At 63.7% G+C, this 13,106-nt stretch carries 13 protein-coding genes; 10 read left to right on the top strand and 3 right to left on the bottom strand.

All coding sequences use genetic code 11. The features are described from left to right. The first annotated feature begins 2 nt into the window (after nucleotides 1-2). The 3 genes from PST29_RS22920 (at nucleotide 3) to PST29_RS22910 (ending at nucleotide 3,586) form a co-directional block, all read left to right on the top strand. A complete protein-coding gene (locus PST29_RS22920; protein WP_060840678.1) occupies nucleotides 3-1,163 on the top strand; it encodes an ABC transporter ATP-binding protein in 1,161 nt (386 codons plus the stop codon). Between the two features lie 88 nt (nucleotides 1,164-1,251). Further along, entirely contained in the window at nucleotides 1,252-2,601 is a 1,350-nt protein-coding gene (locus tag PST29_RS22915) for a carbohydrate porin (protein WP_060840677.1), read from the top strand. Nucleotides 2,602-2,731: 130 nt separating this feature from the next. Beyond that, nucleotides 2,732-3,586, top strand: a complete 855-nt coding sequence (locus PST29_RS22910; protein ID WP_060844419.1) for a D-hexose-6-phosphate mutarotase — start codon at nucleotides 2,732-2,734, stop codon at nucleotides 3,584-3,586. Between the two features lie 45 nt (nucleotides 3,587-3,631). On the opposite strand, the gene PST29_RS22905 is transcribed toward PST29_RS22910, so the two are convergent. Beyond that, complete coding sequence (locus PST29_RS22905; protein ID WP_170001736.1) at nucleotides 3,632-4,492, bottom strand: MurR/RpiR family transcriptional regulator; 861 nt, start codon at nucleotides 4,490-4,492, stop codon at nucleotides 3,632-3,634. 226 nt (nucleotides 4,493-4,718) lie between these two features. Between PST29_RS22905 and zwf the strand changes: the two genes are divergently transcribed. The 3 genes from zwf to PST29_RS22890 are packed head-to-tail and all read left to right on the top strand — an operon-like array spanning nucleotide 4,719 to nucleotide 7,571. Further along, a complete protein-coding gene (zwf, locus tag PST29_RS22900) occupies nucleotides 4,719-6,188 on the top strand; it encodes a glucose-6-phosphate dehydrogenase (RefSeq protein ID WP_060840675.1) in 1,470 nt (489 codons plus the stop codon). Continuing rightward, complete coding sequence (gene pgl / locus PST29_RS22895; RefSeq protein ID WP_060840674.1) at nucleotides 6,175-6,888, top strand: 6-phosphogluconolactonase; 714 nt, start codon at nucleotides 6,175-6,177, stop codon at nucleotides 6,886-6,888. Before zwf ends, pgl begins: the two co-directional genes overlap by 14 nt. Before the next feature lie 17 nt (nucleotides 6,889-6,905). Beyond that, nucleotides 6,906-7,571, top strand: coding sequence for a bifunctional 4-hydroxy-2-oxoglutarate aldolase/2-dehydro-3-deoxy-phosphogluconate aldolase (locus PST29_RS22890; protein ID WP_060844418.1), 666 nt, complete (start codon nucleotides 6,906-6,908; stop codon nucleotides 7,569-7,571). Between the two features lie 169 nt (nucleotides 7,572-7,740). On the opposite strand, the gene PST29_RS22885 is transcribed toward PST29_RS22890, so the two are convergent. Beyond that, nucleotides 7,741-8,931: an aminotransferase class V-fold PLP-dependent enzyme gene (locus tag PST29_RS22885; RefSeq protein WP_060844417.1), complete on the bottom strand. Its 1,191-nt coding sequence runs from the start codon at nucleotides 8,929-8,931 to the stop codon at nucleotides 7,741-7,743. A gap of 13 nt (nucleotides 8,932-8,944) precedes the next feature. Then, on the bottom strand, nucleotides 8,945-9,181 hold the full coding sequence (locus PST29_RS22880; RefSeq protein WP_015636734.1) for a DUF3820 family protein: 237 nt from the start codon (nucleotides 9,179-9,181) through the stop codon (nucleotides 8,945-8,947). A gap of 230 nt (nucleotides 9,182-9,411) precedes the next feature. On the opposite strand from PST29_RS22880, the gene PST29_RS22875 reads away from it, so the two are divergent. The 4 genes from PST29_RS22875 (at nucleotide 9,412) to PST29_RS22860 (ending at nucleotide 13,093) form a co-directional block, all read left to right on the top strand. Beyond that, a complete protein-coding gene (locus PST29_RS22875; RefSeq protein ID WP_060840671.1) occupies nucleotides 9,412-9,879 on the top strand; it encodes a ferritin-like domain-containing protein in 468 nt (155 codons plus the stop codon). Nucleotides 9,880-10,034: 155 nt separating this feature from the next. Then, entirely contained in the window at nucleotides 10,035-12,023 is a 1,989-nt protein-coding gene (locus PST29_RS22870) for an FUSC family protein (protein ID WP_060840670.1), read from the top strand. Beyond that, nucleotides 12,010-12,216, top strand: coding sequence for a DUF1656 domain-containing protein (locus PST29_RS22865; protein ID WP_060840669.1), 207 nt, complete (start codon nucleotides 12,010-12,012; stop codon nucleotides 12,214-12,216). The genes PST29_RS22870 and PST29_RS22865 overlap by 14 nt, the downstream gene beginning before the upstream one ends. Before the next feature lie 10 nt (nucleotides 12,217-12,226). Then, nucleotides 12,227-13,093: an efflux RND transporter periplasmic adaptor subunit gene (locus PST29_RS22860; protein ID WP_060844416.1), complete on the top strand. Its 867-nt coding sequence runs from the start codon at nucleotides 12,227-12,229 to the stop codon at nucleotides 13,091-13,093. The last annotated feature ends 13 nt before the right edge of the window (nucleotides 13,094-13,106 follow it).

Below are 13,106 nucleotides of genomic sequence, written 5' to 3'. Positions count from 1 at the left end.
GCATGGCCACTCTCGAATTACGCAACGTCAACAAGACCTACGGTGCCGGCCTGCCGGACACCCTGAAGAACATCGAGCTGAAGATCGACGACGGTGAGTTCCTGATCCTCGTCGGCCCGTCCGGCTGCGGCAAATCTACCCTGATGAACTGCATCGCCGGGCTGGAGCACATCAGCGGCGGGGCGATCCTGGTGGACGACGCCGACATCAGCGGCATGAGCCCCAAGGACCGAGACATCGCCATGGTGTTCCAGTCCTACGCGCTGTACCCGACCATGAGCGTGCGCGACAACATCGCCTTCGGCCTGAAGATCCGCAAGATGCCCAGCGCCGAGATCGACGCGGAAGTGGCGCGGGTGGCCAAGCTGCTGCAGATCGAGCACCTGCTGACCCGCAAGCCGGGCCAGCTTTCCGGTGGCCAGCAACAGCGGGTGGCCATGGGCCGGGCCCTGGCGCGGCGGCCGAAGATCTACCTGTTCGACGAACCGCTGTCCAACCTCGACGCCAAGCTGCGGGTCGAGATGCGCACCGAAATGAAACTGATGCACCAGCGCCTGAAGACCACCACGGTCTACGTCACCCACGACCAGATCGAAGCCATGACCCTGGGCGACAAGGTGGCGGTGATGAAGGACGGGATCATCCAGCAGTTCGGCACGCCGAAGCAGATCTACAACGACCCGGCCAACCTGTTCGTGGCGAGCTTCATCGGTTCGCCGCCGATGAACTTCATTCCCCTGCGCCTGCAACGCAAGGACGGCCGCCTGCTGGCCCTGCTGGACAGTGGCCAGGCCCGTTGCGAGCTGCCCCTGGGGCCGCAGGACGCCGGGCTGGAAGACCGCGAGGTGATCCTCGGCATTCGTCCGGAGCAGATCTCCCTGGCTCCCGCCGAAGCCAATGGCTTGCCGACCCTGCGCGCCGAGGTCCAGGTGGTCGAGCCCACCGGCCCCGACACCCTGGTGTTCGTCACCCTCAATGGCACCAAGGTCTGCTGCCGTCTGGCTCCGGATCAGGCGCCCGATGCCGGGGAAACCCTGACCCTGCAGTTCGATCCGGCCCGGGTGCTGCTGTTCGATGCCCAGAGCGGCGAGCGCCTGGGGACGGCCGCGGCGTCGATGAGCGAAACCCGTGGCGGTAACGTTGCGCAGTTCAAGGGCCGTTGAATCCATGGCGGATGGCCTGTCATCCGTCGCACCCGCTGTAAACCACGTTGGATAGATCGTTAATAACAATAAAGACGAGGATGTAGGGATGAAAAAGCGACACAGCAACACCCGGCTGCTCTGCCAGTTGTCGGCGCTGGCGGCATTGGTCCTGTCCGCCAATGCCATGGCCGACGAGGCGTTCAGCGCCGACTCCAAGTGGATGACCGGCGACTGGGGCGGTGAGCGCACCAAGCTGATCGAGCAGGGGATCGACATCAAGGCCGACTACGTCGGGGAAATGGGCGCCAACCTGCGTGGTGGCTACAACGACGACAAGACCGGGCGCTACAGCGATCAGTTCGGCCTTGGCGTGGCCTTCGATCTGCAGAAGCTGCTGGGCTGGGACAACACCCAGGCCAAGATCCAGCTGACCAACCGCAACGGCCAGAACATCTCCAATGACCGCATCGGCGACCCCCGTGCCGGCACCCTGAGTTCCTCCCAGGAAGTCTACGGCCGTGGCCACATGGTCCGTCTGACCCAGTTGTGGGTTCAGCACCAGTTCCTCGACGGCAAGCTGGACGTCAAGGCCGGTTATTTCGGCGAGGGCGAAGACTTCAACACCTTCCCCTGCGAGTTCCAGAACCTGGCCTTCTGCGGCTCCCAGGTGGGCAACTGGGCCACCGGCATCTGGTACAACTGGCCGGTCAGCCAGGCGGCGTTGCGCATCAAGTACCACATCACCCCCGAGCTGTATGCGCAGATCGGCGCCTACAACCAGAACCCGTCGCAGCTGGAACACGGCAACGGCTTCAAGCTCAGCGGCAGCGGCACCAAGGGCACGGTATTGCCGGTGGAACTGGTCTGGTCGCCCAAGCTCAATAATCTGCCGGGCGAATACCGCGTCGGTTACTACAAGAGCACGGCCGACGCCAATGATGTGCGCAAGGACGTCAACGGTCAGGACGCCGCGGACACAGGCGACGCCTATCGCGTGCACAACAGCAAGCACGGCTACTGGTTCGTCGGGCAGCAGCAACTCACCACCCACAACGGTGACGCTTCCCGTGGCCTGAACATCGCCGCCAACGCCACCTTCCATGACAAGGACACCAACGTCGTCGATAACTACCAGTCGTTGATGTTCGTCTACAAGGGCCCGTTCGACGCCCGTCCGAAAGATGACGTGGGCATCGGTTTCGCGCGTATCCACGTCAACGACGATGTGCGCAAGAACGCTCAGTTGATCAACGAGGACAACGGCATCAGCAACTACGACAACCCGCTGTACATGCCGCTGCGCGACACGGAATACAACTACGAGATCAACTACGGTTTCCACGTGACCAACTGGCTGACCGTGCGCCCCAACCTGCAATACATCACCCACCCGGGCGGCGTGGATGAGGTGGATAACGCGTTGGTGGCCGGTCTGAAAATTCAGTCGGTGTTCTAGAGCTGTTGCGATAAGCTCCTCCTCCATGTGCGCATTTTGCGGATGGCCCAGGCCGTCCGCTTTTTTTTGTGGGGCAGGCGCATTCCCCTCATGAATATCGAGACAGCAGTGATTTTCAGGACCGCGGCCCATGCATGAGCATCCGCTACAACGCTTTTTCAAATCCTTGCGCGAACGCCCGGTGTTCGCCTGGGAGCGCTATCAGATGCGCGATGTGCTGGTGATCGATCACCCGCTGTGCCAGGCGGTGTTCAGTCGCCAGGGCGCCCAGTTGCTGCACTTCCAGCCGGCCGGGCAGAAGCCCTGGCTGTGGTGCGCCTCGAAGTGGCCGCAAGTGGGGGCGATCCGTGGCGGGGTGCCGGTGTGCTGGCCCTGGTATGGCCGTCACCCTAGCGAGAATGCCTGGCCGTCCCACGGTTGGGCGCGGCTGCTGGACTGGAAGCTGCTGGACAGCAGCAACGATGAAGACGGCGTGCGCCTGCACTGGCAATTGCAGCTGTGCGACTGGAAGGTCGACCTGCATGCGCACCTGGGCCAGAGCATGGACCTGCGCCTGAGCACCGAGCATCAGGACACTGAACCCTGCCAGTTGAGCCAGGCTTTGCACGCTTACTGGCGTATTGGCGACGTCGGTGAGGTAGCGCTGTCTGGGCTCGATGGCGCCCAGGGTTACGACCAGTTGAACCGCCAGGCCTGCCAGCAGCAGGGCGAGTTGCGGGTCGAGGGCGGTTGCCAGCGGGTGTTCCAGCACGAAGGCGAATTGCAGCTCAAGGATCATGCCTGGCAGCGCGAGCTGTGCATCGATACCGGTGACGATGCCGACACCGTGGTCTGGCATCCGGGGAGCCGGCCGCTGCTGGGGGTGAGCTGGAATGAGGTGTCGCGGTTTGTCTGCGTCGAAGCGGCTGCCGGGGGCACCGACAGCCTGTGCCTGGCGCCGGGAGAGCAGGCGCACCTGAGCTTGCAGGCGCGGGCTGCGGTGTAGGGCGCAGGTTGCGGTGTAGCCGGCAGGCCGGCGAACCGGCCTGCCTCAGTTGAACTCGTCGCCCACCGGGTAGCGGCTGGCGTTGAGGCTTTCCTTGATCTTGCGCAGGTGCGGCTGGAAGTCCACGCCCCGGCGCAGGGTCATGCCGGTGGCCAGCACGTCGAGCACGGTGAGCTGGATGATCCGCGAGGTCATCGGCATGTAGATGTCGGTGTCTTCCGGCAGCGGAATGTTCAGGCTCAAGGTACTGGCCTTGGCCAGGGGCGAGTTCTCTGCGGTCAGCCCCAGCACCGATGCGCCGTTTTCCCGGGCAATGCGTGCCACTTCCACCAGTTCGCGGGTGCGGCCGGTGTAGGAGATGATCACGAACAGTTCGCCGGTGTGGGCCACCGAGGCGATCATGCGCTGCATCAGCACGTCGGCATGGGCGGTGACCGCCAGGTTGAAACGGAAGAACTTGTGCAGCGCATCCATGGCCACCGGGGCCGAGGCACCGAGGCCGAAGAAGTGGATCTGCCGGGCCTGGATCAACAGGTCGACGGCCTTGCTGATCAGGTTCGGGTCCAGGGCCTGGCAGGCGCTGTCCAGGGAGGCGATGGCGCTGCCGAAGATTTTTTGCGTGTAGGCTTCGGGGTTGTCGTCGGCCTCCACCGCGCGGCTGACGTAGGCCGCGCCGCTGGCCAGGCTCTGGGCCAGTTGCAGCTTGAGTTCCGGGTAGCCGCTGACGCCGAAGGAGCGGCAGAAGCGATTGACCGTCGGCTCGCTCACCGAAGCGGCCTGGGCCAGGGCGGCGATGCTGAAGCGAGTCGCCTGCTGCGGGTTGAGCAGGATGACTTCGGCGACTTTACGTTCCGCTTTGTTCAGTTCTTCAAGGCGGTTCTGGATCTGCTCCAGAAGATTTCGCACTCGGTCCATTAAAGTTTCCTAGATCGGCTAGACAGGCGCCGCGGCAGAGCCGCGACAAGCGCCCGCAATGCGAAGTTGAGAGGAGGCCTATCCTACTGATGGCTCGGAACGACCACCACCTGGAATCTGTATTTTGTAAAAATGTTGTGTTTATTACTACATTTTTCCTTGAGTGATGCCTTGAAAAAAGGTATTTGTAGCTTAACTTGATAAAAGAACAAACATCATGCCTTCGATTACGGTTGAACCCTGCACCTTTGCCTTGTTCGGCGCGCTGGGCGATCTGGCGCTGCGTAAGCTGTTTCCTGCCTTGTACCAACTCGATGCCGCCGGTCTGCTGCACGACGACACGCGGATTCTGGCCCTGGCCCGTGAGCCGGGCAGCGAACAGGAGCACCTGGCGAACATCGAAACCGAGTTGCGCAAGTACGTCGGCGACAAGGACATCGATGCCCAGGTTCTCAAGACCTTCCTGGCCCGCCTGAGCTACCTGCACGTGGATTTCCTCAAGGCCGAGGACTACGTGGCGCTGGCCGAACGCGCCGGCAGCGAACAGCGGCTGATCGCCTACTTCGCCACTCCGGCCGCGGTCTATGGCGCGATCTGCGAGAACCTGTCCCGGGTCGGGCTCAACCAGCACACCCGTGTGGTCCTGGAAAAGCCCATCGGCTCGGACCTGGATTCCTCGCGCAAGGTCAACGACGCGGTGGCCCAGTTCTTCCCGGAAAACCGCATCTACCGGATCGACCACTACCTGGGCAAGGAGACGGTGCAGAACCTGATCGCCCTGCGTTTCGCCAACAGCCTGTTCGAAACCCAGTGGAACCAGAACTACATCTCCCACGTGGAAATCACCGTGGCCGAGAAGGTCGGCATCGAAGGCCGCTGGGGTTACTTCGACAAGGCCGGCCAACTGCGGGACATGATCCAGAACCACCTGCTGCAGCTGCTGTGCCTGATCGCCATGGACCCACCGGCGGACCTCTCCGCCGACAGCATCCGTGACGAGAAGGTCAAGGTGCTCAAGGCCCTGGCGCCGATCAGTCCGGAAGGCCTGACCACCCAGGTGGTGCGCGGCCAATACATCGCCGGCCACAGCGAGGGCCAGTCGGTGCCGGGTTATCTGGAGGAAGAAAACTCCAACACCCAGAGCGACACCGAAACCTTCGTCGCCCTGCGGGCCGATATCCGCAACTGGCGTTGGGCCGGGGTGCCGTTCTACCTGCGCACCGGCAAGCGCATGCCGCAAAAACTGTCGCAGATCGTCATCCACTTCAAGGAACCGTCGCACTATATCTTCGCCCCCGAGCAGCGCCTGCAGATCAGCAACAAGCTGATCATCCGCCTGCAGCCGGACGAAGGCATTTCGCTGCGGGTGATGACCAAGGAGCAGGGCCTGGACAAGGGCATGCAACTGCGCAGCGGTCCGCTGCAACTGAATTTTTCCGACACCTATCGCAGTGCGCGGATCCCCGATGCCTACGAGCGGTTGTTGCTGGAAGTGATGCGCGGCAATCAGAACCTGTTTGTCCGCAAAGATGAAATCGAAGCCGCGTGGAAGTGGTGTGACCAGTTGATCGCCGGGTGGAAGAAGTCCGGTGATGCGCCCAAGCCTTACGCGGCCGGGTCCTGGGGGCCGATGAGCTCCATTGCACTGATCACGCGGGATGGGAGGTCCTGGTATGGCGATATCTGATTTGCAACTGCCGGCGGGTGTAGCCGCCCACGAGTTCCGCAGCCCGACCCTGTTGGCCGAAGGCCAGGCACTGCGCGTGGCCCACCTGCTGCGCGAGGCCATTGCCGCCCGCGGCAAGGCGACCCTGGTGGTGTCCGGTGGTCGTAGCCCGGTGGCGTTCTTCCAGGCCCTGGTCAAGCAGGAGCTGGATTGGTCCAAGGTGCTGATCACCCTCGCGGACGAGCGCTGGGTGCCGGTGGAACACGCCGACAGCAATGCCGGCCTGCTCAAGCGTTACCTGCTTCAGGGGCCGGTGGCCAAGGCCGGTTTCTTAAGCCTCTACAGCGCTGCGGCCAATCTGGAGGAGGCGGCCCAGCAGGCCGATCGTCTGCTGGCCGAGTTGCCGGGCATCGATGTGCTGGTACTGGGCATGGGCGATGACGGACACACCGCGTCGCTGTTTCCCAACAGCCCGAACCTGGCCGAAGCGCTCCAGGCCGACGGCACTCGCCGCTGCTGGCCGATGCTGGCGCCAAGCGTGCCCCATCAGCGCCTGAGCATGAGCCGGGCCTTGCTGGCCTCGGCCCGTCATTCGCTGTTGTCGATTTCCGGTCAGTCCAAGCTGGCCACCCTGAGTGCCGCACTGGCTGGTGACGCTGTCGCCGAGATGCCGATTCGCGCCTTCCTGCAAACCCCGTTAGAGATTTACTGGTGCCCATGAGCCAAGGATCAGCCGCTATGACAAACCTATCCCCGACCGTTTCCATGGCGGACAAAGTTGCCCTGATCGACAGCCTCTGCGCCAAGGCGCGGATCCTGCCGGTGATCACCATCGCCCGGGAGCAGGATGTACTGCCACTGGCCGATGCCCTGGCCGCCGGTGGCCTGACGGCCCTGGAAGTGACCCTGCGCTCCCAGTTCGGCCTCAAGGCCATCCAGATCCTGCGCGAGCAGCGTCCGGAGCTGGTGACCGGTGCCGGCACCGTGCTCGATCCGCAGATGCTGGCCGCGGCGGAGGCGGCGGGCTCGCAGTTCATCGTCACCCCGGGGATTACCCGTGACCTGCTGCAAGCCAGCGTGGCCAGCCCGATCCCGCTGCTGCCGGGGATCAGCAACGCCTCCGGAATCATGGAGGGGTATGCCCTGGGTTATCGCCGCTTCAAGCTGTTCCCGGCGGAAGTCAGTGGCGGTGTGGCGGCGATCAAGGCCCTGGGCGGGCCGTTCGGCGAAGTCAAATTCTGCCCGACCGGCGGCGTCGGCCCGGCCAATATCAAGAGCTACATGGCCTTGAAGAATGTGATGTGCGTGGGCGGTAGCTGGATGCTCGATCCCGAGTGGATCAAGAACGGCGACTGGGCGCGGATTCAAGAATGCACGGCCGAGGCCCTGGCCCTGCTGGACTGAAGTTTTATCTGATTCGTTGGTGTGTTCTACGGCTTTACGGTGCGCTTGGTCGGTGCACCGTTTTTTTTGCCTGGAGAAAAGTCCGGTAGCGTTCGAGCGCCCCGGCCTGCGACGCGGCGATGCCTGGCAGGCGCGGCTGTTGCAGGGCCGGGGGCGCTGCTCGCGGATCTTAATGGCGGGCCAGATCGGTCACGGCCTGGATCAGCCGCTGCATGTGCTCAAGGGGTGTCGCCAGCCCCGGCGTGATGCGGATGCAGGGGCCGAACCCTGCGCCGTTGCGGACCACGGTGAACAGGTTGTAGTCCTGCAGCAGGCGATTCACCAGGGCCTGCTGGTCTGGGTGCCCGGTGAAGCGCAGGGCGCTGATGGCGCAGCACAGGCGCGGGTCCTGCGGGGTCATGATCTCGACCCCCGCCAGCTCGCGCAGCGCTTCGCTCCAGGTGTGTCGCAGGTAGTTCAGGCGCGCGCCCTTGGTTGCCGCGCCGCCCATGGCCCGGTGTTCCTCGAACACCCGGGGCAGGGTCATCAGCGCAGGAATGTTCGGGGTGCTGTAGGGCGTGCGGGCGCGCACGTCGTCCCTTGGAAAGTGGAACTCGCCCATGTCCGGGTCGATGTCGTCCAGGCGCTCGGGGTGGATATAGAGAAAGCCCAGGCTCAGCGGTGCGCCGATCCATTTATGCAGGTTGAAACCGGCGAAGGCGATGCCCAGTTCGGCCAGGTCGAAGTCGATCTGGCCCAGGGCATGGGCGCCGTCGAGGATGATATCGACGCCATGTTCCCGGGCCGCGGCGGCAATCGCCTGGACCGGCATGACCAGGCCGCTGCGATGAGTGACGTAGGTCAGGGGCATCAGTTTGAGCCTGGGGTAACGCTGGAAGGCAGTGGTGTAGGTGCCGACAAGGCTGTCAAAACTGGCAGGGTGCGCGTGGACGATTTCTATCACTTCGACCCCGCGCTGGCGGGCCAGCCAGCGCATGGCGCTTTTGACCGTGTCGTACTCCAGGTCGCTGACCAGGACCTGGTCGCCCGGTTGCAGGCGGTTGTAGTTGCGGATCAGCGACTGCAGGGCGTCGGAGGCGCAGCGGGTCAGGGCCACGGCATTGTCCGGGACCCCCAGCAGTGCGGCCAGCAGGCCGCGGATCTGCAGGGCGTCGACCTGTTCGAAGCGCTGGCGTACCAGCACCGAGTTGCTGCGGTTCACCCACTGGATGTGGTGCTGGTATTCCTCGGCCACGGTGCGGGTCATGCGCCCGAAATAGCCGTTTTCCAGGTTGATCGGGCCCGGTTCGAGGTCGAACTGGCGGGCAATGCCTTGCCAGTGTTGTTCGTCGCGGGCAAGTGTGTCGGCAGTCCTTGGCATGGCGGGCTCTTGTTCAGTGACGGGGCTTGGGTTTGCCGTGTTTGGCGCGCAGCGGGTCCAGCAGGTCGGACAGGCCGTTGTGGTCGATTTCCTGCATCAGGGCCAGCAGGCCACCCAATTCCCCCTTGGGGAAGCCTTCGCGGGCGAACCAGTTCAGGTAGGGGCCGGGCAGGTCGGCGAGGATGCGGCCCTTGTATTTGCCGAAGGGCATTTCCCGGGTGACCAGCAGTTCAAGTGTTTCAGGAGTCATGGGGGTCGCCTGGCGGTGGTACGAACGCCTGTGAAAATACAGGCATTCTGCATGCAGGCCAAATGACAGATCATGCAAATAACGCGGATACAGATTTTTGGATATTAGCTAACTGATTGAAATATAAGTAAAAAATTTATATCCAGTGTCTGGCATGGCGGGTGCAAAGGTTAGGTCAGCAGTTAACTCAACCGTTGACTCAACTCTCCCCACCCGTAAGGAACCAGAAAATGACTGACTTGAATAAAGAAGCGATTTCGGTACTCAACAGCCTGATCGAGACCAGCAAGGACGGTCAGGAGGGGTTCAAGACCTGTGCCGAAGACATCAAGCATCCGGAGCTCAAGGCGCTGTTCATCAAGCGCTCCAGCGATTGCGCGACGGCCGCTGCGGAATTGCAGGCGGTGGTGCGCTCCATGGGCGGCGATCCGGAAACTTCCACCAGCGTCAGCGGTGACCTGCATCGCCGTTGGGTCGACCTCAAGTCGCTGGTGACCGGCAAGGACGAGGAGTCGGTGCTCAATGAGGCCGAACGCGGTGAAGATCACGCGCTGAAGTCCTACAAGGAAGCCCTGGAGAAAATCGGCAAGCACAACCTGGTGGGGATTCGTGATGTGGTGGAGCGCCAGTACCACGGCGTGCAACGCAATCACGATCAGGTCAAAGCCTTGCGCAACCAGGCCCGTGCCCGTTCGTAAGTCATAAACCTGTCAAAAACGCCAGCCAGCCTGGCGTTTTTTTATGCCCGGGATTTAGTGCTGGACGGGATTTAGTTAGCTAGCTAATAATTAGCTCGCGCCCGCTCGTGGCGATCACGACTATGGTTAATTCATCCCTTCGAGAGTCCCGGTTCGTGCCTATTACCTTGCAGGCGTTGCTTGCGCCCAGCCTTCCCGCTTTGCAGTTCGCGATCAAGACCCTGTTGGGCGGCGGTCTGGCGCTCTGGCTGGCCTTGCGCTGGGGCCTGGAGCAGCCGGCCTGGGCGCTGATGACCGCGTTCATCGTCGCCCAGCCGTTGTCCGGAATGGTTCTGCAAAAGGGGCTGGCCCGGCTGCTGGGGACCTTGATCGGTACCCTGATGTCGGTGCTGTTCATGGGCCTGTTCGCCCAGACCCCCTGGCTGTTCCTGCTGGCCCTGGCCCTGTGGCTGGGGGTGTGTACCGCCAGCTCCACGCTGCTGCGCAGTGCCTGGTCGTATTCCTTCGTGCTGGCGGGCTACACCGTGGCGATCATCGCCTTGCCCGCCATCAGCCACCCGTTGACCGTGTTCGATCAGGCCGTGGCCCGTTGCACGGAAATCTCCCTGGGGATCATCTGCGCCACGGCCAGCAGTGCCCTGATCTGGCCGATGCGGGTAGAGCGGCAACTGGCGGATCAGGCTCGCAGCGCCTGGCACAGCGGAATGCAGGCGGCCCGCGCGACCCTGGCCGGCGATGCGCTGGCACGCCAGGGCTTGCTGGAGATACTCGGGCGCATTGTCGCCGTGGATTCCCAGCGGGAACACGCCTGGTTCGAAGGACCAATGGGCCGCCAGCGAGCGCGGGCCATCAGTGGCCTGAGCCAGAAGCTGCTGATGCTGTTGCGGATTGCCCGGTCGGTACGCCGCCAGTGGAAACAGTTGGACGCCGACGAGGCCCGGCAACTGCAGCCCCTGATGGAGCCGGTGCAGGAGGCCCTGGGCGGCTCCGACAAACAGGCTCTGCAGGCGTTGCGTCCGCGCCTGCTGGAGGCCTCCCATGATTCCCGGCTCAGCGCGGCGCAGAGCTTTTGCCTGGCACGCCTGGCGCTGCTGCTGGATACCGCCCTGGCGGCAAGCAACGCGCTGGAAGCGGTGCAGGAAGGGCGCGCGCCGCTGGAGCAGCCGGCGACCCTGACGCCTCATCGCGACCTGTCGCTGGCCCTGGTGTTCGGTGCTCGCAGTGCCTTGGCATTCCTGACCGTGGCCAGCTTCTGGCTGGCCACGGCCTGGCCGGCGGCCTCCGGGGCCATGCTCCTGACCTGCGTGGTCTGCAGCCTGTTCGCCAGTCGTGAAAACGGCGCGCAGATCGGCATGAGCTTCATGCGCGGGATCTTCCTGGCGATTCCGGCGGCGTTCCTGGTGGGGCAGATCCTGCTGCCGCAATGGAGCGGATTCGCGATGTTGGCCATGGCCATGGGGGTGCCGCTGTTCTTCGGCGCACTGGGCATGGCCAAGCCGCAGATCGGCGCCACGGCCACCTCGTTCTGCCTGCACTTCATCGTGTTGATCTCGCCGATGAACCGCATGAGTTTCGATGTCGCCAGTTTCTTCAATAACGCCCAGGCCATGGTGCTGGGGGTGGGGGCTGCGGTGCTGGCCTTTCACCTGTTGATCCTGCGCGATCCGGCCTGGCATGGCCGGCGTCTGTTGGCGGCGACCCTGAGCGATCTGGTGCGCCTGACCCGGCGTAACCTGCGGGGCGCGGAAAGCTGGTTCGGCGGGCGCATGGCCGACCGTCTGCTGCAACTGGCCCGGCATTACCCGGAGCTGCCGGAACCGGCCCGCAGCCGCTGGGACGATGGTCTGCTGGGCCTGGATATCGGTGACGAACTGCTGCACCTGCGCCTGAGTCTGGCGGTGGCCCAGGTGCCGGTTAGTGCCGCGCAGCGCGAGTATTTCGAGCACTTGCAACGGGTTCTGCAACAGGGACCGGCGGGCCCCTGCCAGGAAGCGCTGGCGCAGCCCAGCGCGACGTTGCTCGCCGCCCTGGAACAACAGCCGCCCAGCGACGCCTTGAAGCTGGCCAAGGGCGCGGTGGTGCAATTGCACAACAGCTGGCGCAGTTGGTGCCGGCAACAGGAGGACAGCCATGGGGCTGCGTGAGTGGTCGTTGGGCGGGGTGCTGCTCAGTCCGTTTCTGATTTATGTGGTGCTGGCCCTGGTGGTCACCGCCGGCCTGCGAGGGCTGGTGCGAGTCACCGGGCTGGGGCGCTGGATCTGGCATGAAGCCCTGTTCGATTGCGCCCTTTACGTGTGTGTCCTGACCCTGATCACGGTGGTCCTGGGACCTTTATAAGGAGTTGATTATGCGTACACCCGTACGTGTCGTAGTGACCTTGTGCCTGGTGGCGGTGGCGATCTTCGCCGGGTATCACCTGTGGCAGTACTACATGCTCACGCCCTGGACCCGGGATGCGCGGATCCGTGCCGATGTGGTGATCGTGGCCCCGGACGTATCCGGCTGGGTGCGCGAGCTCAAGGTGGCGGACAACCAGCAGGTCAAGGCCGGTGATTTGCTGCTGAGCATCGATCGCGACCGTTTCGAGGCCGCGCTGGAGAAGGCCCAGGCGGTGGTGCAGACCCGCCAGCAGCAATTGAGCCTGCGCGAGCACGAGGCCAGCCGCCGCGCCGCCCTGGGGCCCCAGGCCATCAGTGCCGAACTGCGGGAGAACGCCCAGATCAACGCCGGGATCGCCCGCGGCGAACTGCGCCAGGCCCAGGCCGAGGCCAAGGTCGCCGAATTGAACCTGGCCCGCAGTCAGGTGCGCGCGCCCCGCGACGGGCACATCACCAATCTGCGTCTGGCCGAAGGCAACTATGTCAACGCCGGGCAGCCCGTGATGGCGTTGATCGATGATTCGACGTTCTACGTGCAGGCCTATTTCGAGGAAACCAAGCTGCCGCGGATTCAGGTCGGCGATCCGGTGAAGGTCTGGCTGATGAGTGCCGGCGATGCCTTGCAGGGGCACGTGCAAAGCATCAGCCGCGGCATTACCGATCGCAACGCCACCCCTGACGGGCAACTGCTGGCGGAAGTCGAACCGACCTTCAACTGGGTGCGCCTGGCCCAGCGGATACCGGTGCGGATCAAGCTCGACAAGGTGCCTGAAGGCATCAACCTGAGTGCCGGCATGACCGCCAGCGTGCAAGTGGAGGAGGGGGGCAAACGGTAGGAGCCGGCAAACC

It is taken from the genome of Pseudomonas sp. St29, assembly GCF_001547915.1.
GTDB lineage: Bacteria > Pseudomonadota > Gammaproteobacteria > Pseudomonadales > Pseudomonadaceae > Aquipseudomonas.
Note: the sequence above shows the minus strand (reverse complement) of the source record. Positions and strands in the feature narration are given on the sequence as shown.